Origin of the sequence: Peribacillus sp. NPDC097198 (assembly GCF_044762055.1) — a bacterium.
Classification (GTDB): Bacteria; Bacillota; Bacilli; order Bacillales; family DSM-1321; genus Peribacillus.
The window spans coordinates 115738-139871 of record NZ_JBIWDO010000003.1 but is presented as its reverse complement, the minus strand read 5'-3'; the positions used below and the strand labels follow the sequence as shown (position 1 = coordinate 139871).

The 24134-nt window shown below is 39.0% G+C and carries 27 protein-coding genes; 8 read left to right on the top strand and 19 right to left on the bottom strand.

The genetic code is table 11. From position 1 onward, the window contains the following. Positions 1 to 6: 6 nt before the first annotated feature. The 5 genes from ACIQXQ_RS06170 to ACIQXQ_RS06150 all read right to left on the bottom strand — a co-directional run bounded on the left by ACIQXQ_RS06170 (position 7) and on the right by ACIQXQ_RS06150 (position 2223). Positions 7 to 282: a YlbG family protein gene (locus ACIQXQ_RS06170; protein WP_402868136.1), complete on the bottom strand. Its 276-nt coding sequence runs from the start codon at positions 280 to 282 to the stop codon at positions 7 to 9. Between the two features lie 249 nt (positions 283 to 531). Then, on the bottom strand, positions 532 to 981 hold the full coding sequence (locus ACIQXQ_RS06165; RefSeq protein ID WP_402868134.1) for a YlbF/YmcA family competence regulator: 450 nt from the start codon (positions 979 to 981) through the stop codon (positions 532 to 534). A 60-nt stretch (positions 982 to 1041) separates the two neighbouring features. Continuing rightward, positions 1042 to 1461, bottom strand: a complete 420-nt coding sequence (locus ACIQXQ_RS06160) for a hypothetical protein (protein ID WP_402868132.1) — start codon at positions 1459 to 1461, stop codon at positions 1042 to 1044. Between the two features lie 60 nt (positions 1462 to 1521). Then, positions 1522 to 1764 (bottom strand): YlbE-like family protein, encoded by a 243-nt coding sequence (locus ACIQXQ_RS06155; protein WP_402868130.1) that lies wholly within the window; start codon positions 1762 to 1764, stop codon positions 1522 to 1524. 24 nt (positions 1765 to 1788) lie between these two features. Further along, positions 1789 to 2223: a YlbD family protein gene (locus ACIQXQ_RS06150; RefSeq protein ID WP_402956180.1), complete on the bottom strand. Its 435-nt coding sequence runs from the start codon at positions 2221 to 2223 to the stop codon at positions 1789 to 1791. A 126-nt stretch (positions 2224 to 2349) separates the two neighbouring features. Here ACIQXQ_RS06150 and ACIQXQ_RS06145 point away from each other — a divergent pair, with 126 nt between their 5' ends. Then, complete coding sequence (locus tag ACIQXQ_RS06145) at positions 2350 to 2850, top strand: PaaI family thioesterase (RefSeq protein WP_402956178.1); 501 nt, start codon at positions 2350 to 2352, stop codon at positions 2848 to 2850. Between the two features lie 23 nt (positions 2851 to 2873). Here ACIQXQ_RS06145 and ACIQXQ_RS06140 read toward each other — a convergent pair whose 3' ends face one another. Then, on the bottom strand, positions 2874 to 3914 hold the full coding sequence (locus ACIQXQ_RS06140; RefSeq protein WP_402956176.1) for a CAP domain-containing protein: 1041 nt from the start codon (positions 3912 to 3914) through the stop codon (positions 2874 to 2876). A 329-nt stretch (positions 3915 to 4243) separates the two neighbouring features. Between ACIQXQ_RS06140 and ACIQXQ_RS06135 the strand changes: the two genes are divergently transcribed. Continuing rightward, positions 4244 to 4606 (top strand): YugN family protein, encoded by a 363-nt coding sequence (locus tag ACIQXQ_RS06135; protein ID WP_402868123.1) that lies wholly within the window; start codon positions 4244 to 4246, stop codon positions 4604 to 4606. 104 nt (positions 4607 to 4710) lie between these two features. On the opposite strand, the gene ACIQXQ_RS06130 is transcribed toward ACIQXQ_RS06135, so the two are convergent. The 7 genes from ACIQXQ_RS06130 to cyoE all read right to left on the bottom strand — a co-directional run bounded on the left by ACIQXQ_RS06130 (position 4711) and on the right by cyoE (position 11608). Continuing rightward, positions 4711 to 5172, bottom strand: a complete 462-nt coding sequence (locus ACIQXQ_RS06130) for a DUF420 domain-containing protein (protein WP_402868122.1) — start codon at positions 5170 to 5172, stop codon at positions 4711 to 4713. 239 nt (positions 5173 to 5411) lie between these two features. Beyond that, a complete protein-coding gene (gene ctaG / locus ACIQXQ_RS06125) occupies positions 5412 to 6314 on the bottom strand; it encodes a cytochrome c oxidase assembly factor CtaG (RefSeq protein ID WP_402956174.1) in 903 nt (300 codons plus the stop codon). Between the two features lie 149 nt (positions 6315 to 6463). Then, the gene (ctaF, locus tag ACIQXQ_RS06120) at positions 6464 to 6799 is read right to left on the bottom strand and encodes a cytochrome c oxidase subunit IVB (protein WP_402868119.1); all 336 of its coding nucleotides are present in this window, start codon (positions 6797 to 6799) and stop codon (positions 6464 to 6466) included. Between the two features lie 3 nt (positions 6800 to 6802). Continuing rightward, positions 6803 to 7432, bottom strand: coding sequence for a cytochrome (ubi)quinol oxidase subunit III (locus ACIQXQ_RS06115; RefSeq protein ID WP_402868118.1), 630 nt, complete (start codon positions 7430 to 7432; stop codon positions 6803 to 6805). Further along, positions 7432 to 9303 carry a cytochrome c oxidase subunit I gene (gene ctaD, locus ACIQXQ_RS06110; protein WP_402956172.1) on the bottom strand — a complete coding sequence of 624 codons (1872 nt, stop codon included), beginning with the start codon at positions 9301 to 9303 and terminating at the stop codon, positions 7432 to 7434. Before ctaD ends, ACIQXQ_RS06115 begins: the two co-directional genes overlap by 1 nt. Before the next feature lie 24 nt (positions 9304 to 9327). Next, positions 9328 to 10410: a cytochrome c oxidase subunit II gene (gene coxB / locus ACIQXQ_RS06105; RefSeq protein WP_402868114.1), complete on the bottom strand. Its 1083-nt coding sequence runs from the start codon at positions 10408 to 10410 to the stop codon at positions 9328 to 9330. Between the two features lie 259 nt (positions 10411 to 10669). After that, positions 10670 to 11608 carry a heme o synthase gene (gene cyoE / locus ACIQXQ_RS06100; RefSeq protein ID WP_402956170.1) on the bottom strand — a complete coding sequence of 313 codons (939 nt, stop codon included), beginning with the start codon at positions 11606 to 11608 and terminating at the stop codon, positions 10670 to 10672. Between the two features lie 636 nt (positions 11609 to 12244). On the opposite strand from cyoE, the gene ACIQXQ_RS06095 reads away from it, so the two are divergent. Next, positions 12245 to 13228, top strand: a complete 984-nt coding sequence (locus ACIQXQ_RS06095) for a COX15/CtaA family protein (protein ID WP_402868112.1) — start codon at positions 12245 to 12247, stop codon at positions 13226 to 13228. 157 nt (positions 13229 to 13385) lie between these two features. On the opposite strand, the gene pyc is transcribed toward ACIQXQ_RS06095, so the two are convergent. Together pyc and ACIQXQ_RS06085 are read right to left on the bottom strand one after the other, a co-directional pair. After that, positions 13386 to 16823 (bottom strand): pyruvate carboxylase, encoded by a 3438-nt coding sequence (gene pyc / locus ACIQXQ_RS06090; RefSeq protein WP_402956168.1) that lies wholly within the window; start codon positions 16821 to 16823, stop codon positions 13386 to 13388. Positions 16824 to 17356: 533 nt separating this feature from the next. Further along, positions 17357 to 17638 carry an Fpa/YlaN family protein gene (locus ACIQXQ_RS06085; protein ID WP_402868108.1) on the bottom strand — a complete coding sequence of 94 codons (282 nt, stop codon included), beginning with the start codon at positions 17636 to 17638 and terminating at the stop codon, positions 17357 to 17359. A gap of 199 nt (positions 17639 to 17837) precedes the next feature. On the opposite strand from ACIQXQ_RS06085, the gene ACIQXQ_RS06080 reads away from it, so the two are divergent. Beyond that, positions 17838 to 18341, top strand: coding sequence for a molybdopterin-binding protein (locus ACIQXQ_RS06080; RefSeq protein WP_402956166.1), 504 nt, complete (start codon positions 17838 to 17840; stop codon positions 18339 to 18341). Positions 18342 to 18401: 60 nt separating this feature from the next. On the opposite strand, the gene ACIQXQ_RS06075 is transcribed toward ACIQXQ_RS06080, so the two are convergent. After that, the gene (locus tag ACIQXQ_RS06075) at positions 18402 to 19730 is read right to left on the bottom strand and encodes a PhoH family protein (RefSeq protein ID WP_402868106.1); all 1329 of its coding nucleotides are present in this window, start codon (positions 19728 to 19730) and stop codon (positions 18402 to 18404) included. 211 nt (positions 19731 to 19941) lie between these two features. Here ACIQXQ_RS06075 and ACIQXQ_RS06070 point away from each other — a divergent pair, with 211 nt between their 5' ends. The 3 genes from ACIQXQ_RS06070 to ACIQXQ_RS06060 all read left to right on the top strand — a co-directional run bounded on the left by ACIQXQ_RS06070 (position 19942) and on the right by ACIQXQ_RS06060 (position 21301). Continuing rightward, positions 19942 to 20541: a YhcN/YlaJ family sporulation lipoprotein gene (locus tag ACIQXQ_RS06070; protein ID WP_402868105.1), complete on the top strand. Its 600-nt coding sequence runs from the start codon at positions 19942 to 19944 to the stop codon at positions 20539 to 20541. 147 nt (positions 20542 to 20688) lie between these two features. Further along, positions 20689 to 20889: a YlaI family protein gene (locus ACIQXQ_RS06065; RefSeq protein ID WP_402868104.1), complete on the top strand. Its 201-nt coding sequence runs from the start codon at positions 20689 to 20691 to the stop codon at positions 20887 to 20889. Further along, positions 20879 to 21301, top strand: a complete 423-nt coding sequence (locus ACIQXQ_RS06060; RefSeq protein WP_402956163.1) for a hypothetical protein — start codon at positions 20879 to 20881, stop codon at positions 21299 to 21301. The genes ACIQXQ_RS06065 and ACIQXQ_RS06060 overlap by 11 nt, the downstream gene beginning before the upstream one ends. Before the next feature lie 31 nt (positions 21302 to 21332). On the opposite strand, the gene ACIQXQ_RS06055 is transcribed toward ACIQXQ_RS06060, so the two are convergent. Genes ACIQXQ_RS06055 through typA form a run of 3 tightly spaced genes read right to left on the bottom strand, consistent with a single transcriptional unit; the run spans position 21333 to position 23803 of the window. Then, positions 21333 to 21617, bottom strand: coding sequence for a hypothetical protein (locus ACIQXQ_RS06055; protein WP_402868101.1), 285 nt, complete (start codon positions 21615 to 21617; stop codon positions 21333 to 21335). 7 nt (positions 21618 to 21624) lie between these two features. After that, entirely contained in the window at positions 21625 to 21933 is a 309-nt protein-coding gene (locus ACIQXQ_RS06050) for a YlaH-like family protein (RefSeq protein ID WP_402868100.1), read from the bottom strand. A 22-nt stretch (positions 21934 to 21955) separates the two neighbouring features. After that, entirely contained in the window at positions 21956 to 23803 is a 1848-nt protein-coding gene (gene typA / locus ACIQXQ_RS06045) for a translational GTPase TypA (RefSeq protein WP_402868099.1), read from the bottom strand. A gap of 125 nt (positions 23804 to 23928) precedes the next feature. Here typA and ACIQXQ_RS06040 point away from each other — a divergent pair, with 125 nt between their 5' ends. Further along, entirely contained in the window at positions 23929 to 24111 is a 183-nt protein-coding gene (locus tag ACIQXQ_RS06040; RefSeq protein ID WP_402868097.1) for a YlaF family protein, read from the top strand. Positions 24112 to 24134: the final 23 nt, after the last annotated feature.

Sequence of the window (24134 nt, the reverse complement as noted above, 5' to 3'; positions counted from 1 at the left end):
CACTTTTTAGATACCCATTTTATAATCGTATTCCTTAGCCTTATCCGGTTTAGAATTTTCGAATTCCATTTTAAGGAAAGGTTTATAAGAAAGATCAACCTTTTTGACAAAGGAGTAATTATTCAGCTTTTCAACCAATGGTTCAACTTCATCCATGTTCGTATAAAGGACGACATATTTCAGCTTCTTTGAAACGTAATGGATATTTCCAAACTTCCTAAGCATTTTGGCTTGTTTTAATGTATGTAAATAGACGATAATTCCTTGTCTTGCTCCAAGCATATCAATAACTCCCTTTTATAAAGGCTTTAACTAATTTTAGCATAGCAGAATCCTTTCTTTCAACCAAGAAAAATGATTATAAACAAAATTCTCTTACTATTATGAATCATTTCGGGGTCATGAGTAAAAGGGGATAAAAACCATTGAGTGACTAAGAAGTAATGATTGTCCAGACTGTATCTTGCTCGTGAGTGAAATGAACATTTGCCGAAAAAAAAAGCCTGGTGAAATGTCCAGGCTTTCATCATCTTATGCAGAACAACCACAGCTTCCACCTGTTCCGCAACTTCCTGACGAGCAGCCGCCTGAAGATACGAAAAATGGATTTCCTGCAGGTGTTTTCACTTGTTCCGAAACAGCATGGCCGATTAAGCCACTAATTTCATCTAGGATACTCTGCAATTCCGTTTCTGCCATCTTGAACTCAGCAATGGTAGGGTGCATATCCATATCCCGTTTTGCCTCTCGGGTCTCCATATTGATGCGCTTATAGTCCGGATGATACTTACCGAACCTTTGTACATCTTCAAAAAGATCCTTTAGAGAAGTAAACTTGGAGATTTTTGTTTGCGCCTCTTTATCGCTTTGTAATTTATATAAACTAAGAAGATAATTTTCCCCTATATCAGAATGAAGGATCGTTTCTGCTAATCCGTCTGCATGTTGTAAAATATCAACAATTTCCATAGTAGCAAGCATAAATAAGCTCACCTCCACCATCATTTTACCATTTATTCTTTTCATATGCCATTGCTATGATTACATAGTGGACGTGATATGTACTTCGATCTCTTTATTCAGACCCGTTTTTTGACCCGAGTCATTCAATATCTCCAGCCTGATCTTATGCGCGCCATGTGGAATATCTTTTAGGATAAAGGCTGCCGTATGCTTATTGATTCTCTTTTTATCATCTAAAAGGACAGAAACAGTGGCCAACTGTTTTGAAGTATCTCCTGAAAAACTATAGTCGTTCAGGTAACATTCCACATATACAGAGTTTCCTTTGACAAAAGTCTTCACTTTAAAATCCTCATCCATCGTTTGGGCGCTTTGTACAGTGGTGGCAGCCTTAAGGTCAGAAACACTAGCAGCCGAGACATTTTTGGGTTCAGGGATTTTCTTTCCACAACCTGTTGCTGCCATCAGCACTGTTAGAACTATAATCATTCTCTTCATGACATCGTCCCCCTTTTGTCAATATTATTTGCCAAAAGGAGTAATTTACTCTTTTTTTCTTCATTCGCTTGGTACATTCATCGCTTGAAACATATGGAGCATCATCGAAGCAACCTGAACACTATCGGAGAATTTAGAGATTCGATGGGGAATTGATTTTTCAAAAAAGTACTTTGCTTCTGTTTCAAATTTATCCAACTCATGGGGATTACGCATTAACCTTTTATACCAAGCAGGCTGAATCCTTAAATACTTTTTCATATCCTCATTAGTCTGGATGAAGTCATACACATTTTGACGCATGGAATCCTTCCTCCCTCCCGCTACTTAATCCTTGTTAAATAAAAATGGATTACTTCTCTGCTCAGGTGCTTTTGGCGGAGGAGTGGAGTCCCCGCCCGATTTATTTCCCTGGAAAGCCGATAGCACACCTTGAATGGCTCCAATTGCTTGGTTGGCACTTGAAATATATTGTTGTATTTGTCCGATATCCATGTTTTTAACGGCACTCATGACCGTACCCAGTAACTCAGAGCTCTGCTCTCCCTTTTCTGTGGCGGTTACCACCGGTTCATTCTTCCCTACAGAAGCTTGCACACTGTCCTCAGCCTGCCAGCGTGGATGATCTTCACCGAGTAGGTACCATTCTTCAAAAAGCTCCTGCCATGTTGCTTGCTTATTTCTCACTTCATTCACTAAATATGGATGCACCTTGACAAACTCCCTAAATCCATCAATGGAGGGGCGTTTTTTTTTTGCCATTACTCTTCACCTCACACTAAGACATCGCCTATTTTACGATATGCCTCTATGTATGAAAAAGTGCATGGATCTTATTCATTCATCCGGCTACATATAGTATAATATTGGAAAAAAGGGATGTTTTTTATGAGTATAGAAGCACTTGTCGAGGATTTCAAGAACTTGGCAATCACGGCCGATGAAGCAGATCTACGCGTATTATCAGGAATCATCTCCAGCCTGAAGGAGAAAAGAAAAAATGAAAAATACTCCTATATCTCCAATCTCCTTAAGCTTAAAAAACAGGTTAGCCACGACGGCACATCTCTTTCGATGGTGATGCCTATCACCCCTTTATCCCATAATGAATTGAACATCACTCACGGAGGAATCATCGCCACACTAATTGACTCAGCAATGGGCACTCTTGCCGGCTCGACAGTCCCAAAGGGTTATGCTACTTTGACAACGGACATTCAGGTACGATATGTAAAACCTGCTATCGGTGAACAGTTGACTTGTACGTGTAACATTATGCATACAGGCAATAAAACCATCATTCTTGAAGGAAAGGTTTATCGAGATGACGGATTACTTTGTGCCGTTTCCACTGGTAGTTTTTTCATCGTGAATATGAAAGGACAATAAAACGGATCCCAGAAGGATCCGTTTTATTTCTTCGCAATAAAGTTCTGTGTGTAATACTTTTTATAAACCCCTACACCTAAATCGGTAAACTCTTCACTCAACATCGTTTCCCGATGACCCTCGCTATTCAGCCAGCCTTCCATAACAGCCGCTGCGTCCACATAATTTGCTGCAATATTTTCGCCTGCCGCACTATACTGGATATTCCCCGCTTTTAATCGGTCAGCTAAATCCCCTTTGGTTTCAGAGACTTGTGTTTCTTCCTGAGTGCCTTTCATCTCTTGGCTATTAAGGTAAGCAATCTTTGCAATTGAATCATTCCAATTTAATGGCTTCAAATCAAACCTACTACGCATGATATTCGCAATATCAAATATTTGCCGTTCATTCCCTACTCTCACATTAGTCCATTCCTCTTCGGAAAGATCCTTAACAGGCACTAGCGAACCATGATAGGTCAGCTCATATGGCTGCTGTTTTAAAAGAGTGGAATCATCCAAAAACCGGACACTCGAAACGGTTCCAGAAAACTTATCTAAATACAACTGAACATGAATATCCCCAAGTTCTATCAATGGTCTCATATTCATATCCTCTTCAGACAATTCGAAACGGTAGACGCTATCGCCAGCCTCTATATCAACCGTTGGTTCTATATATAAGCTAGAATAGATAGCATCAATGGATTGGCCGATTTTAAAAGGGGAAATATTCACATTGTCCCCGATTCCGTATGCAGAAACGACTTTCCCATTTTCCATGGCCAATTGAAAATAGTCATTATAATCTTTATTATATATCCACCAATCATATCCATATGCGGACATATCAATTCGATCCGGTTCACCGAATTCCTTTTTGACCTCTTTTATATTCTTCCCAATTGTAATCGCTAATCCTTCTTTAGCCATTACTTCATCTTTCTCCATATGCGGATTCTTTTCATTTATCGTATCGTTAGGATTAACATCTTTGTTTCCATCTATGAGAGGATTCAGCTTTTCCTCCAGACCGATATTCGTATAAATGCCGATTATGAAAAAAACAATACTTAACAGCAACACCTTTCCGAACCTGCGCAGAGGACACACCCTCTCTCTATGCTTATGTATCTAATACTAGCTTTCTTTCCTGATTATAACATTGTTCCATCATAATTTTCTATTTAACGATAGATTACATCATTTTTTAATTTTGCAAAAATGGAACTTTTGTGAATCATAAAAATACAATGTCGAGTTCATTGCAACTTCCATCATTTCATACTATTATAAAATATAGGATAAAATGGTATATTATAAATATGCTTGGGGAATTTTCGTTACTTTCACTACATAATATTTTCCTTGTATGTCATTTTAATTCCCAAATGCAAAAATAGGAGGTACTACTCGTGAAATTTGAAAGCTTTGGAATTGAGAACATCACAGCCGACTTAAACCGATTAGATGACCTAATGCCGGAATACGGTTTAATACGTGCCGAACAATGGGACTATGAGAGAGTAAGTTATGACCGTAAATTCGAATTGAGAGAAGGCACTTTTTATCTGCGTATACTAGGCTATGCCGTCGAAGGTGATGTGGGGGCTCATAGGGCCACAATGAAACTAATGGTTCCACTTTTAGGAAAACACTATTATCCACATGGCATTGAATATGGAGAAGGAGAGTTCTTCCCCCCTTCATTAGTGAAACAGTGTGAAAAAATCCTGGCTCAGGTTAAAGAGGAACTTACACAATTTAATGGACTGTAAAAGTGACTGGAAACTGAACAAACAGAAGAGAGGAATCTCTGAACACCCCTCTTTTCTTGTATCAAAAAGGCCTGATGTTTTTACACATCAGGCCTTTTTTAGTTTTATGATCCAAGAATCGCTTTAATCAGTGATGTTGTCTCTCCACCGTGATAAATGACATATAGTAAAAGATAAACGGCCAAACCAGTGATTCCAGTGAAAAACCAAATAATGCTAGTCGTAGGACCGATTTTTCTATGAATCGCATACTTACCTTTTAAACCTGTTGTCAGCATAATGATTCCAAGTACTGCCCCGGTAGTCGCAAGTGTGATATGGAAAATCAAAAAGATCGTGTAATAAATTTTAATATCATCCGGTCCTCCGAAAGATGTATTACCAACGAAAATCGTACGAGAAAGGTAGATAGTGAAGAAAATTATCGCAAAAATCGCGGCCACTATCATGGTCTTTTTATGTGTCTCTGTTCTGCGCTGTTTAATTTGGTACCAGCCTATTGCAACCGTGATTGAACTTAATACAATGAAAGCTGTGCTAATTGTTGGAAGAATCGGTAAAGACATAAGATGTAGTCCTCTCTATATTTATTAATCATCTATTATTCTATAAGAGGTATTCATAAAATTCAATAAAAGCAAGCAAACTTAACACAATGCTCACTTTTATCAAAAAACCAAGTCAAATAACTAGCCTTTCCTTCGGTTTCATGTTTAGCCTATATTTTGAAGTAAGAATACCGGAAACCCCTAACAAGGCAAATGAAAGACTTGTCCACTCAGTAGACAAGTCTTTCACGAAATGATCATTCTACAGTCTGGAAATCTGTAGGAATAGGGTCAATTTCGCTTTCACCGCCATTCTCCTTCTTGAACCAAGCAAAGAAAATGACACCTAAAACATATCCTAAAACGATTTCTTGAATGACCTTCATCAATACTCCACCTAGCTGTTGGTCTTCAAGCAAAGGCAGCCCATTAAACATTTCTGGACCACTGAGCGTCAGGCCTGACAATGCCGATGCAGGCACGCACAGTTCCATGGCACTAGCCCAAGATTCAGCATTAGTGAACGTATCATACATTGGATAATCGGCAAAAATGATCAATGCACACGCAGGGGTCATTAAAATGCCACTACCAAAAATATATGCTACTTTTTTAACCCCCGAAAGGCTTTCATATTCAGGAAGCTGATTAACCAAAGGAAACCACATCAAAACAGCTGTCACAAATAAAATCACCGTATAGCCTGCATGGACCAACATGCCAGTTTTGATGAAATCGAATACCAATGGGATATGATACAGCGAAAAAAGAACATTAAATAGCATAAGTGCAAAGAGAGGCTTCGTGAAGAAGCGAAACAGCGACTTCATTCCCCTTATATCTATTAAAGATCTCCACACCCATGTGGGTATCGCAATGATAAATAAGGGAGGTATCACCAAGTAAAGCAGTGCCATTTGAAACATATGTGCACTGAACATGATATGACTGAGCAAATCGATAGGCGACCCCTTGACCACATAAAGAAGAATCATGGCCATTAAGAAATAGACTACCTGTTTCAAGGGAACCGGTGAACTATCCTCAAATCTATTCCTGTACTTTGTCACCATCAAAAAATAGCCAATGGTAATAAGTACGAGGACGGCAAAGTAAAATGGACTCCATAAAGCACGAAAGCCAAAAATATCAATAGACATAAAATCACCTCGTTCGTAAACTTTTTTCCATTACTATCCTTCTATTATACCTAAAATAAACCGCAGTAACAAATATAGATAAACCTGGATTTTACTGGGCGATAATTATAAGAAAACCGGCTATTTTAAAAATAGCCGGTCCCTATCTATCATATCCAGACAATCGTGATAAAAGCTAGCACTGTAATCAACCCGACTGCAAGGCCGGAAAAGAGAAACAATGTAATAGTGCCATGACCTTTATGCTTCATATGCATAAAATAATAAAGCTGGAAAATGACTTGTATAACTGCCAGCAATAAAATGACTGGCTTAATGAACCAATGTGAAAAACCTTCTATTCCTACAGCGGCAAATGCCACTAAAGTTAAGAAAATCATAAGACTAAAAGTAATTACTTGATGCTTCATCTCTTCAGCATTTTTCTTACGACGATATTTTAAATCGACATTCGGGTTTGCTGAATTTGACTGTTCATTCGCCATCAGTTATCCCACCATTCCCATTAAATATACGACTGTAAAGATAAATACCCAAACAACGTCAATGAAATGCCAGTAAAGACTTGCCACATAAAATTTAGGGGCATTATATAAATTCAAACCCCTTTTCGCATTTCGGAGCATCAGGGATATGAACCACATTAAACCGAAGGCAACGTGTCCTCCATGAAATCCGACTAACGTATAGAACGCCGAACCGAATGCACTACTAGTAAAAGTATGCTTAAATTCATGAACATAGTGGTTAAATTCATAAATCTCAAGACCGAGGAAACCAAAACCTAATGCCACAGTGATAACGATCCAAGCTTGCATTTGTTTAAAATGATTATTTTTCATGTGATACATTGCGTACACGCTTGTTAATGAACTAGTCAGCAAAAGCATGGTCGCAACAAACGTAAGAGGTAATTCGAATAGATCTTTTGCCAGTGCTGCATTTTCATTAGGAACTTTATCCTTTAATGCAAGATACGTAGCAAAAAGTGAAGCGAATAATACCGTCTCTCCACCAAGAAACAACCAGAATCCTAAATATTTATTTTTACCTTCTAAAGTCGCTTTCTCAGGAGAAGCAGGCCAAGTAGCATCCGTGAATTTTTCATCTGCTTGCATTATGCCTTAACCTCCTTATCATCATCATCCATAAGGTCTTCTTTATGAATATGATATCCATGGTCGTCTTTGACAGAACGTATGAACATGGAACCAAATGTAATCAAAAGCCCGATTATGATTACAGGCAAGGTCCAATTTTTATCATCCATATTATATAAAGCACCAAATGCGGCTACAAATAAACCGAATGACATTACTACAGGAAGGATAGAATTATTAGGCATATGAATATCACCAAGTGGCTCTGCTGGCGTCATTTCCTTTTTACCTTCCATTTTCTCGACCCAATATGGATCTAACCCGCGGACAAGCGGAAGTTGCTTGAAATTGTAGAATGGCGGCGGTGATGGGATGGCCCATTCAAGAGTACGGCCATCTCCCCAAGGATCATTGCCGACCTTGACGTTTTTAACAGACGTAATGATAACATTTATGACTAAAACGATGACAGCAAATGCCATTAGGAAAGCCCCTACTGTACTAATCATATTTCCTGTATTAAGTCCTTGGTTATCCAAGAATGTGAATACACGACGTGGCATCCCCATTAGACCAAGGAAATGTTGAATAAAGAATGTTAAATGGAAACCAATCAAGAAAGTCCAAAAAGTGATTTTCCCTAAGCCTTCATTTAACATCGTTCCAAACATTTTCGGCCAATAGAACGTAATCCCCGCCAATAAACCCAATACAACCCCACCGACGATTACATAGTGGAAATGGGCAACGACGAAATAGCTATCATGAAACTGGTAATCAGCTGGTGCAGCTGCATTCATGATACCTGTCACGCCACCCATTGTGAAGGAAGGGATAAAGGCGACGGCATAAAGCATTGGAACCGTGAATTTCACACTTCCGCCCCACATCGTGAAGATCCAGTTGAAAATCTTAATACCGGTAGGTACCGCAATTGCCATAGTGGCAACGGCAAAGATTGCATTTGCAATAGGTCCTAAACCAGTGGTGAACATATGATGTGCCCATACCATGAAACCTAAGAAACCAATTAAGACGGTTGCAAACACCATGGATGAATAACCGAATAATCTTTTTCTCGAAAAAGTTGCAAAGATTTCAGAGAATATACCAAAAGCAGGCAAGATCAAGATATACACTTCCGGGTGACCGAATATCCAGAATAAATGCTCCCAAATAATCGTATTACCCCCGGCTGCCACATCGAAGAAGTTGGCTCCGAACATCCTGTCAAACATCATTAATACTAGCCCAACAGTAAGTGGTGGGAAGGCAAATAATATTAATGCAGAAACAACAAATGTTGACCATGTAAATAGTGGCATACGCATATAGGTCATTCCTGGCGTACGCATATTGATTATGGTCACAAGGAAGTTAATCCCTGCAATTAAGGTTCCCAAACCGGAAATCTGTAGTCCCAGTACATAAAAATCAATACCATGCCCTTCAGAGTGAAGGGATAAAGATGCATAAGATGTCCAGCCTGCATCAGGGGCTCCACCTAAAAACCATGAAAGATTTAAAAAGATACCCCCGAAGAAAAACAACCAGAAACCTAATGAGTTTAAAAATGGGAACGCAACATCACGTGCCCCAATTTGTAGCGGCACAACCGCGTTCATTACCGCAAATACCAACGGCATGGCCGCCAGGAAAATCATCGTCGTGCCGTGCATGGTCAATATTTCGTTATAAAACCCGGCACTTACAAAATCATTATTCGGGATTGCCAGCTGGATACGGATGAACATTGCTTCCAAACCGCCGATCACAAAGAATAATCCGCCTGCAATTAGATATAAAATGGCGATTTTCTTATGGTCTACCGTAGTTAGGTAATCCCAAATCGTAGCGCCAAAACCTTTTTTATTAGCGTGCGTACTCACGATTTAACCTCCTTAATCAATGTTCTATTTTTCTTCCACCTTGAGCTCTAAAAGGTAAGCTGTCAGTGCATTAATTTCTGAATCAGAAAGCTCGCCGTAAGTACCGGTCATTGTGTTACCCGGTTTATACTTTTCAGGATTTTTGATCCATTTTTTCACGTTTTCTTCCGTGTGATCCAATACTCCCGCCACTCGTTCACGTTCGCCGAATGTAGCCAGGTTTGGAGCTTGACGGGCTGCTTCAGGTCTACTGTCATTTGGGGTAACCGCATGACATCCGATACAGCTTTTATTGAAGACCTCTTCCCCTTGCTTAGCAACATCCCCTTTTGCCACAGGTGCTTTTGCAGTCTTCATATCTTTAGTCCAAGCTTCGAAGTCAGCTTTTGATTTCGTAACGACCTTAAAATCCATCAATGCATGGGATGGCCCGCAAAGCTCAGCACATTTCCCATAGAATAAATCGTTAGAATTTTCTGCCTTTTCGCTATCGAATTCTAAGAAAAATGAATTGACTCCATCAGTGTTCGTATCCATTTTCCCTCCGGCAGCCGGAATCCAAAATGAATGTTTAACATCTGAAGCTGTCAAATTGAAATAAACTTTCTGATCAGTCGGAACGACCAAATCCTGACTGGTAATTACACCTAGGTCTGGATATTCAAATTCCCACCAATAAAGGTTTGCCCTAACGTTGACCACCAAAGCATCCTTCGTTTTTCCATCTTTATCTTTCTTATCCATTGCACTAGTGTCAGCTAAGTCAAAAGTGGTAACGACAGTCGGAACAGCCAGAACAATCAAAAGAAGGATAGGAATAACAGTCCAAATAATTTCGAGTTTGTGACTTCCTTCAATTTGTTTCGGTATTGTCTCGTCGCCTTTCTTTCGGCGGAAGCGGAATAAAACTACAACGAATAAAATGATTACTACAATAATCACCAGTACCATGATTAATGTGCTCAATACCAGTAAATCAAACTGTGTTTGCGCAACATCGCCAGCTGGCTTCAGCGTGGATAGGAATGGTTCACCGCAGCCCGAAAGGACAAGTCCTACTATACCCAGCAAAGCAATTAGGCGCCATTTGTGCAGCCTTTTTTTCATAGCTTCAGAAACCCCTCTTTCATCAAAATTTTCTCACAAAATTCAAAATGGGCGCTATTGCGAATATTCTCTCTATGTCAATTTCTTTAAAAGAAAGAATCCCTAAACTAAGGATTACTCTAGTGAATCAAACCGCTCTAAGGATGGAATCTCATGATGTTTTTCTGAATAATATGTATAGCGGTCAGTGTCCAATTTATTATCAAGTAAGGTGCAGCCCATTAACAAACGGGCTACAACCCTATGATGTATACTAAGTTTAAATAAGTGTAACGATAACCATCGCTACAAATAATATAGTCATATAATTAAGCGAATATACAAACATGGAAGTTGCCCACTTAATATCATCTTTCTTTTTATACCCCTTCAATCCCAAAATAAGCCAGCCGGTACTTAATAGTGCGGCCAAGACAACTAATGGAGTGCCTAAGGGAGTTAAAAAGAATGGAATGAACATTAAAGCAATGATCCATACTATAATTGATTTTTTTGCCCTTTTAAAGCCTTTTACAACAGGAAGCATTGGAACCCCAGCTGCCCGATATTCCTCAACCCGCCTCATTGCAAGGGCGTAAAAATGTGGGGGCTGCCAAAGGAACATGATAGCGAATAAAACCCACGCAATCACATCAAGGTTTGGATCGATCGCTGCCCATCCAATCAGGGGTGGGACCGCTCCCGAGATACTGCCTATTATGGTATTCGAAACAAATCTTCTTTTGAAAATCATCGTATAAAGAACCACATAGGCGAATACGCCAAACGCCCCAATCAATAGCGTCGTCATATTAGTCAAGGCAAGTAAAATAAGTCCTGTAATAATCAGTCCAAAACTTAGGAACAACACCCTGGAAGGTTGTGCTTTTCCAGTTACAGTAGGACGGTTTTTGGTTCGTTCCATCAAATGATCGATATCCCGATCATAGTAATTATTAAAACTGCAAGATCCAGCCATGATAAGAGCCGAGCCTGCAAGAGTATAGAACACCACATCAAGATTACTAAAAAAGCTAAGTCCTGCAAAGTGAATCGCTAACCACACCCCAGTAAAAGCCGTGATTATATTTGAATTGACAATCCCCACTTTAATAAGTGCCAGAAAGTCTTTCCAGGCTGTAGTTTTTGGTATATCCGATTGAAGGGTGTCTTTACTGTCCTTCAAGACAGCTTCTGACATACCCCTTGTTTCTGACATTTGTTTTCCTCCTTTGAATCACTCAAAAACATGCAAAAGTAAAAGGTAGCACACTTAGTACATAACTATAAATCATTATTTCATACTTTTCTATATTTGTAACCAAGGAAGCGCAAACAAAAAGTAAATAATTTACTTTTTGCCTATATCATTGAAAATTTAAGAAACCATTCAAAGCAACTATACTATATAGTGTTCATCCATAACAGTAAAAATTAGTAAAATCATTTCTTCAATATATTAAAACACATTTTTGGAAGCTTTTGTGAAATTTTTTCGAATAATTTTTGACCAAATTGTGTCGAGTTATTTTTCGATGAAAATACTGTAAACATCATGAATTTCACTTAAATCGCCATGTGGCGATCATTATGGAAATATCCTACATATTCCCCCATTTCACTCTTTTTTACCATCCCCACTTCTTCAATTTTTATCAAATTCCCTTCTGAGTTTCAATCCATATTGATGGTAGCATTTAGGGATGCACTTTTTTTCGAACTTGTAAAATCATACTATTTTGTGTAATATCGAGGAGGTTCTACAAATATTTATCAATTACATTATGATATGATAATATGGTATGGATTTAATAAAACTAACTAATATGACTCCAAGAAAAAGGTGGGACTACTGGTGAAATCGTCACTTAAATGGTTTGCTGTTTTAACTACGATTGTAATGCTCTTTATCTTAATAGGGGGAGCCTTAGTCACAAAGACCGATTCCGGCATGGGCTGTGGTAGATCATGGCCATTATGTAATGGTCAATTAATCCCCGAAAAAATTACGTTCGCATTGGTTATTGAACTCTCCCATCGGGTTGTCTCAGGTGTAGGCGGATTCATGGTCCTGCTTTTATCAGTTATGTCTTGGCGAAAAATAGGTCATATTCGCGAAGCCCGCTTTCTATCGATTCTTTCATTCGGCTTCCTAGTTCTTCAAGGATTAATAGGAGCTGCTGCAGTTCTTTGGTCTCAATCTGATTTTGTTTTGGCTCTCCACTTTGGTATTTCCCTTATATCCTTTGCTTCCGTATTTTTATTAACCCTATTGATTTTCGAAGTGGACAAGAAGTTTGAGGCTGATAAACTGATTGTTGACAAAAGAATGGGATTTCACATTACCGGCATTTTGATTTTTTGTTTACTGGTCGTATATACCGGTGCTCTCGTAAGACATACTGAATCTAGTCTTATATGTAAAGATTGGCCTCTATGTGGGAATGGAACCTTCCTACCTACTAACACCTATGAATGGATACAAATGGGTCATAGGGCGATAGCAGGGATGATTTTCTTATGGGTTTCCTACGCTACCTTTTTGGCACATAAACACTATAAACATCAACGGGTCATATATGGTGGTTGGAATGCAGCATTCATTTTAGTCTTTTTACAAGTAACCGCCGGAGCTTTCATTATCTTTTCTAAACAAAATCTATACATTGCATTGGCACATGCTTTATTTATAGCCTGTTTTTTCGGGGTGATGAGCTATTTGCTTCTTCTCACTACAAGAAGCAAGAAAAACGCATTACTTATTGAAAAGGAGAATCAAGTTTCTTCTATTAATGAACGAGATGAGGGAATTGTATCACCGACCATTCCTGCCAGATGACGTCTGACTTTTCAAACAATAACAGGTATACAAAAAGCCATCATTCAAAATGATGGCTTTTTGTATACCTGTTAAAAGGATAGCCTGAAAGAGGGCACTCCAGATGTTATCCCATCCGTGCGCCCTCTTTCAAAGCTAGTCTCTGACTCTCTTAGAGTTACTTAGTTATTTCAATCAATAGATCACCTGTACTGATGGCTTCTCCGTCTTTAACATAAATGTCTTTAATTGTACCAGAGAAAGGTGCTTGTACAGTTGTTTCCATTTTCATGGCTTCTGTAATGATCAGGTGATCACCCTGCTTGACTTGATCGCCTTTTTCGACGACAACGCGGATGACCGTACCAGGCATCGTAGCCCCAATATGTTCTTTATTTTTGGTGTCAGCCTTGATTTTGGTTTGCACGGACGATTTAATATTCTCATCCTTGATGATGACTTCACGAGATTGACCATTCAATTCAAAATACACAACCCGTGTGCCATCAGGCAATGGCTGTCCAATTGACACTAATTTAACGATAAGGGTTTTCCCCTTTTCTATTTCGACTTCGATTTCTTCTCCTAATCTCATGCCATATAAGAAAGTGGCTGTGTCTAGGTTGGATACATCGCCGAATAACTCTTTCGTTTTATTATAATCCAAGAATACTTTAGGATATAGGGCATATGCAAGCACATCGAAGTCTGTGACAGGACGTCCCACTTCTCGGAACAACTCTTCTCTTAATGCATCAAAATCTACAGCTTCCAGTAGTTCACCTGGTCTAACTGTAATCGGTTTTTTCCCTTTCAGGATAACTTCCTGAAGTTCCTTTGGAAAACCTCCCGTTGGTTGTCCCAAGTACCCCTCGAATAATTCAATAACGGAATCAGGAAAATCAATGGCTTGACCCTTTGTAAGGACATCCTCTTCCGAAAGGCTATTTTGTACCATGAATAAGGCCATGTCGCCTACAACTTTTGAAGATGGTGTCACTTTAACGATATCTCCGAACATGACATTGACGCGTCGATACATTTCCTTCACTTCATGCCAACGATCTCCAAGACCTACTGCTTTAGCCTGCTGTTGTAGATTACTATACTGTCCACCTGGCATTTCATGCTTATAAACTTCCGTGTGGGGTGCATTCATGCCACTTTCGAAGTCTTTATAGAACTTCCGTACCTCTCCCCAATACTCTCCTAGACGTTCAAGTGAATCCACTTCAAGTTTAGGCTGTCTACCCGATCCCTCCAGTGCATAATGAAGGGTTTGAATACTTGGCTGCGAAGTTAAGCCTGCAAGCGAGCCAATCGCCGTATCCACAATATCCACTCCTGCTTCAATGGCTTTTGAGTACGTAAAGATACCATTTCCGCTCGTATCATGCGAATGCAAATGAATAGGTAGAGAAGTCGTTTCCTTCAATTCCGATACAAGACGGTAAGCCGCATCCGGTTTCAAAAGACCTGCCATATCTTTGATAGCTAGAATATGAGCACCTGCATGCTCCAATTCCTTCGCCATGTTTTTATAGTATTCTATATTATATTTGCTGCGCGATGAATCATTCAAATCACCTGTGTAACAAATGGCCGCTTCGGCAATTTTACCAGATTGGCGGACAGCATCAATAGCCACTTCCATCCCTTTTACCCAGTTTAAGCTGTCGAAGATCCGGAAGACATCAATACCCGCCGCCGCTGATTTCTCAACGAATTCCTGTATGACATTGTCGGGATAGTTTTTATAACCCACTGCATTGGAAGCTCTTAAAAGCATTTGTAACAGGACATTAGGCGCTTTTTTCCTGAAACTTAACAAACGCTCCCATGGATCTTCTTTCAAGAAGCGATAGGCTACATCAAACGTTGCCCCGCCCCACATTTCCATGGAAAATAGGTTTGGAAGTAATTTTGCCGTAGGCTCTGCAATGTCCAGTATATCCTTTGATCTAATTCTTGTAGCCAATAATGATTGATGTGCATCACGGAAAGTCGTATCCGTAATTAATACTTCTTTCTGTTCCTTAATCCAGTTAACCAGGCCTTCTGCTCCTCGTTCGTCTAGAATATTCTTCGTACCTGGAGTAAGCGGCAGATTCTTGACATCTGGAATCGGTGCTGGGTCAAAGACCGGTTTTTTCTTCGTTTCCACACCTGGAAAACCATTCACCGTTACATTGCCGATATATGAAAGCATTTTTGTTCCACGGTCTTTTCTGACTGGGAAGTTAAACAATTCAGGCGTTGAATCGATAAATGAAGTATCGTACTCGCCCGTAATGAAATTCTTATGTTTGACAACATTCTCAAGGAATGGGATGTTTGTTTTAATTCCTCGAATCCTAAATTCCTTCAGGTTACGCACCATTTTGGAAGCAGCCTGCTCAAATGATAGTGCATGTGTTGAAAGCTTGACTAGCAAGGAATCATAATATGGGGTAATCACTGCACCTTGGAATCCATTACCTGCATCCAAACGTACGCCAAATCCTCCACCCGAACGGTAAACCATCATTTTTCCAGTGTCAGGCATAAAATTATTCAACGGATCTTCGGTTGTCACCCTTGATTGGATTGCATACCCATTTGTTTTAATGCCCGCTTGTTCTGGAATGGCGATCTTTTTACCATGTAGTTCATGGCCTTCGGCAATCATGATTTGCGATTGAACAATATCGATTCCTGTAATCATTTCGGTAATTGTATGCTCTACCTGAACCCTTGGATTGACTTCAATGAAATAAAATTCACCATTTGCCACAAGGAACTCCACTGTCCCAGCATTGACATAGTCAATATTTTTGGCCAATTTGACTGCAGCCTCGCAAATCTCTTCTCTAAGGCTCTCCGGAAGCGAAACTGAAGGAGCAACTTCAACGACTTTTTGATGACGTCTTTGCACCGAGCAGTCACGTTCATATAAATGAACGGTATTACCATGAGAATCTGCCAAGATTTGAACTTCGATATGCTTTGGATTTTTAATGTATCTCTCTACGTATACTTCATCATTCCCAAAGGCTGCTTTCGCTTCAGATTTACAGCGATTGTATGCTTCTTCGGTTTCTTCAAGTTTTTCGACAATACGCATGCCGCGTCCGCCTCCACCAAGTGAGGCTTTTATAATAATGGGGAAGCCATACTTCTTACCGAATTCTTTTACTTCTTCCACGCTTGTTACTGGTCCATCACTGCCTGGAATGACCGGAATACCAGCCAGTTCAGCTTGTGTTCTAGCTTTTACCTTGTCCCCAAACATATCTAAATGCCTTGATTCAGGTCCGATGAAGATAATTCCCTCTTCTTCGCAACGTTTAGCAAAATCTATATTTTCTGAAAGGAAGCCATAACCAGGATGAATAGCGTCAACTCCACTCATTTTGGCAATCGCAATAATCCCTTCAATATCCAAATATGCATCGATTGGCTTTTTACCTTCACCAACCAGATATGCTTCATCAGCCTTATAGCGGTGATAGGATCCGTAATCTTCCTTGGAATAGATTGCAACTGTACAAATGTCTAATTCCGTACATGCCCGAAAAATTCGAATCGCAATTTCCCCGCGATTTGCCGCAAGTACCTTTTCTATACGTTTAACCATTGCTACCACCCTAATCAATATGTATTTTTATAAATATATAGAAAAAAAGTGTGAGAGATATCACAACTTTTCATTCTCCATTAATAGAGATAACTTAAACGTCCATTTCATTAAGTGAATAATGAAAAAGAATAAAGCGAAATTTTTAAATAATTACTATTATTATGATATACCAACTTTTCGTACTTTTCACTTTAATAAGTAATTAATATAACCATAATACTAAAATAAACTGAATACAATAAAAAAATAAAAAATTCTTTCGTTTATATTTAAAAGTGTTTTTCAATCCACTTTTTGTCTTAGTGCCATTGGATCAGCAACCGTATTCAAGTTTTGTATAATATTAAATGTTGTGAATGAATTTGATACATCATTACTAATATAAAAACATAAAAAGGAATAAACAAAGAATGTTCCGTCCTATTAGTATAACACTTTCAAAATAAGTATAACCTATTCATTTGATTATGTATACAAATAAAAAACTCAAACAATCATCGAGATTTGTTTGAGTTAGTATGTGCTATATATTATTTTTTTAATGATGCTTCATGTAATACTGACAATTCTCTTTCGAGTGTCTCTAAAAGAGATTTGCCTTCCAATTCCTCTATTAGGTCTAATCGTACAGCAAAATCAATTTCCCGTGATAGACCAAACATTTGAGTATCCAGTACCTCTTCATATAAAGGACATTGAGGCATAGTGAGATTCTCCATTTGAACTTTTATCAATTTTAGAATCTTGTCAGCATCTGCCTTTAATAAAGCAAAAGCTTTTTCTCGATGATTGACAAGCATTTCAGATGCCATGTTAAATCCCCCCGCTCAGAGCGATTAAATCTTATCTTTAAATTCTACCTTTAGTTGTCTTAAAAAGCAAGGATATTGACAAACTAAATGAATAACGAAACCTGGAAGAATTGTGCCGATGCATGCTCGATAATGTGACAATTCTCCTGTAATTGATTATAATTGTACATGTATGTGAGCAAAGGAAGGAATGAGATATTTGGAATCCATCGTGTTTATTAACGGAAATGTGAAATATCCTCTTACAATAGACCCTGGAGTATGGATCTTCGATGACCGTAAAATTGAGATTGATACATATTTCAGTGAAGAAAGAGTACAGATCAATGAACTAGAAGATTATACTAAGAAAGCTTCTAGACATTGGCAAAAAGAAATTCAAGAGGGAGCGGTTCTACCCCCTACAATAAAAACAGAACGGAAATTCGAGAAACAACGATTGCTTGAAGGTTCTTTTGGCATTCTGTTTGAACCTTTTTTAAAAAATGCCGAACCCGCTGATGATGCAACCGAAGTTATCGTTACTTCAGAAGGCAAAGAATTGGCGTTTCCGCTAGAAGATGCCATGAAATTTTTCATCGGGTTTTCAAAGGATGGACAACCACTTAAAGTGTCTGAAGGTGGTCCCATGGAAATTTATTTTGGTGATGGAAGTAATATCGACAATCCAATCAAGTATGTCACGTCTTTTACAGTCAAATAAGCTCGCCAATAGCGATACTCCAGAAAATGGCAGGGGATTTTCCCCGTGCCATTTTTTTATTTATAAAAGCGTTGCAGCAAGCTGTGCCAATGTAGATCTTTCCCCTTTTATCAGCTTGACATGCCCAGCAATCCGCTCCGTCTTGAATTTTTCGACTACATACGTCAAGCCATTATTATATTCATCTAAATATGGATGATCAATTTGTTCTGGATCTCCCATCAACACGATTTTGCTTCGTTCCCCTACCCTTGTTAAGATAGTCTTTACCTCATGTTTCGTCAGATTCTGTGCTTCATCAATGATGATGAATTGATCCGGTATGCTCCTTCCCCTGATATACGTCAGGGCTTCTACTTCAATCGAACTCATCCCTGCTAGAATGGCATCCAATTCTCCTGGTTTCTTGGTATTGAACAAGTATTGCAGATTATCGAATATAGGCTGCATCCACGGCTTCAATTTTTCTTCCTTTTCTCCAGGCAGATAACCAATATCTTTACCGACCGGTACAATTGGCCTTGCGACAAGAAGCTTCTTATAATGGGCTAAATCCTCTGTTTGCAACAAGCCTGTTGCCAAAGCAAGCAACGTTTTCCCAGTGCCCGCCTTACCAATTAGTGTCACAAGCTGTACATCTGAACGAAGCAACAAATCCAAAGCCATCGTTTGTTGAACATTCCTAGGCTTAATTCCCCAAATATGTTCCCCTTCATACATCAACTTCTTAACAGTCTTACAGTTTTCATTGATGATCCCAATCGCCGAGGCTGAGCTTCCTAATGTATCCTTCATGAGGAGAAATTGATTGGGATAGTATTGATCTTCTGACAACTCTTCAAGTTCTAGATAACTTTTTTCATAAAATTTATTTAGGTTGTCAATTGAAACAAATATCTCTTTATATCCACCATAGACATGGTCCAATTCAACGACACGGTCATTTAAAAAGTCTTCTGCCTCAAGTCCGATAGCATCTGCCTTTACACGCACTAGTGTATCTTTGCTAACGAGGATGACCGTCTTTCCCTCTTCCTTCGTCTCTTCTTCCAATGACAAATTTTTAGCAACCGCCAATATTCGATTATCATTTGTTTTCTCGACAAAAATTTCCTGTAGTTCATGAAAAGAACGATGATTAAGTTCTATTCGTAAACTTCCTCCATTATGAAGCGGGATACTCTGGTGTAGTTTCCCTTTTTCCCGAAAATGATCAATTAATTTCGAAACCTGCCTTGCATTCCTTCCGATTTCATCCATATACCTTTTCTTAGAATCCAATTCTTCTAATACAACTGCTGGAATGACGATTTCATTAACCCCGAATGAATAAATGGAATACGGATCCTGCAACAGGACATTCGTATCTAAAACATAGATTTTGTCCAATATGACGCCTCCTGCCTGCTCTTTATCGGATATACCTAACAATGACTGCTCTTAGCAGTTATGTAGCGGACGAGACTGTTGATAAAATATATGTCCCTTTGTATAAAGATAGAAGAACAATTACAGACTATAAAGAAATCTTCCTTGATATAAAGATGCCAAATACACAATATGATCAATGAATTCTACGAGAAAAAAGGAGACGGAACTCTTGCGCAAACAAATTTTTTCATTGGCTGCACTCTTACTGATGTCAGGTTGTTCGACGGATCATGCAAGTGACGATTCAAAAGACCAGGCTAAAAACGGCTTAACCCAAGTTCATAACTCGACCATTCAGGAAAGCGATCGCAGGACCGGACAAGAAACATCCAAAAGGCTAACGAATCTGGCTCAATCAGTACCTGAAGTGAATGATGCCACCGCAGTTGTAATTGGGAAATACGCCCTGGTGGGGATTGATATCGACGCGGACATCGAACGCTCACAAGTCGGAACCGTTAAATACTCGGTTGGAGAGACATTAAAGAATGATCCTCATGGTGCCTATGCGATTGTCGTAGCCGATCCAGATTTAAATGCACGAATCAAAGAAGTTGCAGCAGACATTAAAAATGGCGAACCAGTAAGGGGGATATTAAATGAGTTGGCAGATATCACAAGCAGAGTCATACCTGAGGTACCTGGTGACACCTTGACACCTACCCCTGCAAAGGTTACGGATGATCAAGGGAACTCGCCCCATAATCAAGATGACAGAAAACAATTAGAAAAAGAACAAAACGAACAGTCCAATCATCATAAAGATTAACCTTTTCACCCCGTCGAATCTTCTTCGGGTTTTTTCTTATGTACAATTGCAAATCCCACACGGGAGACTTGTACTTTATCCTCGTTTTGGCATGAAATTATTGGTATACTTAAACACATACTGAAATCGAAGTGAGGTTCAATAATTATGAAGGTAAAATGCGTAATATGCGATCAAATCGAAGACATACCAGATGATAGTCCAGAAGCTAAGAAGCTACGTAACCGTCCTATACATACCTACATGTGCGATATATGTAAACAACGCATTGAAGAACGTACGAATGAACGGATTGCCACAGGCAATTTCCATCTCTACCGCACGATAAAAAAAGAAGATGAATGGTAAATCGTTCAATCGGATACTCCTGATTGGTCTGTTCAATGGATTATTACTTGGCTTTATAACGAAATGGATTGAAGTGTCCTCAGGAATAAAAGTGTATCAGCTTTTATTGAACGTGGATTTCATTCCTATTTTTGGGGAAATCCCTTGGAATGAAGCATGGCTATTTTCTTTTCATTTATTTATATCAATCTTCCTTACTTATGGCTATGCCTATATGATTCAAAAAAGAAAGATTGTGAAGCGATTTGCCTTTGCTAATTTATTCATCATTCCTGCCATCCTGCTTTATTTTCCATTGGCTTTCCTTTCTAAAGCCATGGTTATTCCTTCTTTTGACTTGTTCACATTCTTATTGTGGGCACTTGCACATTTTATTTATTCTCTGTTCCTTCCATTGTCCATACAAAAATAACCGTGCGGAAAACCGCACGGTCATTTTTGTATTACTCGATATTTTTATACTTATCTGGCTCAAGTTGTATCTGATCCAACATGATATCAATTAATTCAATCGGGAAACGTTGCTTTTTCATTTCGTCTCCTACTTTATATTCAACAAAATAAAAAGGTTCTGTTTTTGTAACGGAATCAATCCTCACCTGGTGGTCGTTCTGAAGCATCTGCATAAAAAACATTTCTGTTTCTCGTGCGGCTGTATCATCGGGCCTTTCATCACAAACAACTCTTATCGTCAGCCAATTGTATAAAGCATCTTGTAATGATTTCATAGCTCACTCAAGCCTGTTCTTCTTTTTTCGAATTATGAAGACGAATCTTATAAATTCCAAGGACAAGAGATGCTATGACTAACGCTTCCCCCATTGGGAGAAACACAGCGAAGAAAGAAAGAAGGGTACATCCAAGTGCCATTACCGCATAGATAATCACATTTTTGAGCAAAGGTAGCTTTTTGGCGAAACCTAGCTGATAGACAAGGATGCATAATCCAAAGATTGTTAAATACAAATACCACATTCCCGCTTCAGGGTTCTCATCCACTCTGTACAACGCTGCAAAAAATGATAATCGCTCTTGGATATCCAATCTTTACTCCTCCTCTAGCTAATTATTTTTCTTCAACAGCCACTTTTTTTCTTTTAGCTGCTCTTTCACGTTCGTTTTTATCAAGAATTTTCTTACGAAGACGGATTGATTCAGGAGTTACCTCACAATACTCATCATCGTTCAAATATTCAAGTGCTTCTTCAAGAGACATGATTCTTGGTTTCTTCATTGAAGAAGTTTGATCCTTATTTGCTGAACGCATGTTTGTCATTTGTTTTGCTTTAACGATATTAACCGTTAAATCTGCATCACGATTATGTTCGCCGACAATCATACCTTCATAAATGTCAGTACCTGGTTCAACAAAAATGACACCACGGTCTTCTACTTGCATAGTACCGTATTGTGTTGTTTTTCCTGATTCCATAGATACTAATACACCTTGACGTCTTCCGCCAACTTGGCCTTGTGCCATTGGTTGGTAGCTGTCAAATGAATGGTTCATGATACCGTAACCACGAGTGATTGTTAAGAACTCAGTAGAATAACCGATAAGTCCACGGGCTGGAATCGTGAATAGTAAACGAACTTGACCGCTTCCGCTATTGACCATGTCTAACAATTCGCCTTTACGTGCACCCATGGATTCCATGATAGCACCAGTATGCTCTTCTGGAACATCGATTTGAACACGTTCAACTGGCTCGCAACGTACGCCATCAATAAGACGAACGATAACTTCCGGTTTCGAAACTTGAAGCTCATAGCCTTCACGTCTCATGTTTTCAATCAGGATAGAAAGGTGAAGCTCTCCACGACCAGAAACAATCCATACGTCCGGAGAATCAGTATTTTCTACTCTTAAGCTTACATCTGTTTGCAATTGGCTTTTCAAACGCTCTTCGATTTTACGAGCCGTTACGAATTTACCTTCACGTCCTGCGAATGGGCTGTTGTTTACAAGGAAAGTCATTTGTAATGTTGGCTCATCGATACGTAGGATTGGAAGCGCATCAGGATGCTCTACTGGGCAAACCGTTTCACCGACGTTGATATCTTCCATACCGGAAACGGCGATTAGGTCACCAGCAACAGCTTCCTGGATTTCAACTTTTTTCAAGCCGATATAACCAAAGATTTTCGTTACACGGAATTGCTTAACTGATCCATCAAGCTTCATCAATGAAACTTGTTGTCCTACGTGCATTTTTCCGCGGAATACACGACCAACACCGATACGTCCTACATAGTCGTTGTAATCAAGTAAAGCCACTTGGAATTGCAGTGGTTCTTCTGAGTTATCGACTGGAGCAGGAATCGTTTCGATAATTGTTTCGAATAATGGAGTCATGTCTTTTTCTTGTTTAGTAGGATCTGAATCCAAGCTTGCTGTTCCAGCAATACCTGAAGTGAAGACTACTGGGAAGTCTAATTGTTCTTCTTCAGCGCCAAGTTCGATGAACAAGTCGATAACTTCGTCGACAACTTCATCTGGACGAGCAGAGTCTTTATCAATTTTATTCACGACAACGATAGGCGTGATTTTTTGTTCCAAAGCTTTTTTCAACACGAAACGTGTTTGAGGCATACAACCTTCATAAGCATCGACAACAAGTAAAACGCCATCGACCATTTTCATGATCCGTTCTACTTCACCACCAAAGTCAGCATGACCAGGTGTATCCAAGATATTAATTCTTGTGTCTTGATATTGAACTGCTGTATTTTTCGCAAGAATCGTAATTCCGCGTTCTTTTTCAATAGCATTAGAATCCATCGCACGTTCTTCAACGTGTTCGTTTTCACGGAAAGTACCAGATTGCTTAAGCAACTGATCCACTAAAGTTGTTTTACCATGATCGACGTGGGCAATGATGGCTATATTACGAATATTTTCTCTTAATTTCAAAAAATTCACTCCTAAAAAAATTTGGTGTTTAACGTATCACTAGTATTAACTTACATATTATATCACAAACATGGTAGAAACAAATAACGAAATTATGTACAATAGAATTATTAGGGGTGATTTTAATGAATATTAAATGGAATTTCTTAATTTTAGCGATACTGGCTACAGCAAGTATTGGCTCCATTGGCATCTTTATCGCGATAAAGAGCATACTCGGAATAGTAGCTGCAATCGTTGTGCTATGCGGAATAATGGGGTATGGCTTCTCTCAAAAGAAAAAACTGCGTGAAGCAGGAAAGTTATAAATAAAAAAACTCGCTGCTGATAG

Bases quoted from the DNA above. Each gene is read 5' to 3' on its own strand.
- ACIQXQ_RS06040 (WP_402868097.1), top strand. From the start codon at position 23,929: ATGAATATTAAATGGAATTTCTTAATTTTAGCGATACTGGCTACAGCA.
- ACIQXQ_RS06130 (WP_402868122.1), bottom strand. From the start codon at position 5,172: ATGTCTTTACCGATTCTTCCAACAATTAGCACAGCTTTCATTGTATTA.
- ACIQXQ_RS06085 (WP_402868108.1), bottom strand. From the start codon at position 17,638: ATGGCATCTGAAATGCTTGTCAATCATCGAGAAAAAGCTTTTGCTTTA.
- ACIQXQ_RS06055 (WP_402868101.1), bottom strand. From the start codon at position 21,617: ATGAAATCATTACAAGATGCTTTATACAATTGGCTGACGATAAGAGTT.
- ctaG (WP_402956174.1), bottom strand. From the start codon at position 6,314: ATGTCTATTGATATTTTTGGCTTTCGTGCTTTATGGAGTCCATTTTAC.
- ACIQXQ_RS06160 (WP_402868132.1), bottom strand. From the start codon at position 1,461: ATGAAGAGAATGATTATAGTTCTAACAGTGCTGATGGCAGCAACAGGT.
- ctaF (WP_402868119.1), bottom strand. From the start codon at position 6,799: ATGGCGAATGAACAGTCAAATTCAGCAAACCCGAATGTCGATTTAAAA.
- pyc (WP_402956168.1), bottom strand. From the start codon at position 16,823: ATGGTTAAACGTATAGAAAAGGTACTTGCGGCAAATCGCGGGGAAATT.
- cyoE (WP_402956170.1), bottom strand. From the start codon at position 11,608: ATGTCAGAAACAAGGGGTATGTCAGAAGCTGTCTTGAAGGACAGTAAA.
- ACIQXQ_RS06150 (WP_402956180.1), bottom strand. From the start codon at position 2,223: ATGGCAAAAAAAAAACGCCCCTCCATTGATGGATTTAGGGAGTTTGTC.
- coxB (WP_402868114.1), bottom strand. From the start codon at position 10,410: ATGAAAAAAAGGCTGCACAAATGGCGCCTAATTGCTTTGCTGGGTATA.
- ACIQXQ_RS06165 (WP_402868134.1), bottom strand. From the start codon at position 981: ATGCTTGCTACTATGGAAATTGTTGATATTTTACAACATGCAGACGGA.
- ACIQXQ_RS06145 (WP_402956178.1), top strand. From the start codon at position 2,350: ATGAGTATAGAAGCACTTGTCGAGGATTTCAAGAACTTGGCAATCACG.
- ACIQXQ_RS06065 (WP_402868104.1), top strand. From the start codon at position 20,689: ATGAAGGTAAAATGCGTAATATGCGATCAAATCGAAGACATACCAGAT.
- ACIQXQ_RS06170 (WP_402868136.1), bottom strand. From the start codon at position 282: ATGCTTGGAGCAAGACAAGGAATTATCGTCTATTTACATACATTAAAA.
- ACIQXQ_RS06155 (WP_402868130.1), bottom strand. From the start codon at position 1,764: ATGCGTCAAAATGTGTATGACTTCATCCAGACTAATGAGGATATGAAA.
- ACIQXQ_RS06115 (WP_402868118.1), bottom strand. From the start codon at position 7,432: ATGCAAGCAGATGAAAAATTCACGGATGCTACTTGGCCTGCTTCTCCT.
- ACIQXQ_RS06060 (WP_402956163.1), top strand. From the start codon at position 20,879: ATGAATGGTAAATCGTTCAATCGGATACTCCTGATTGGTCTGTTCAAT.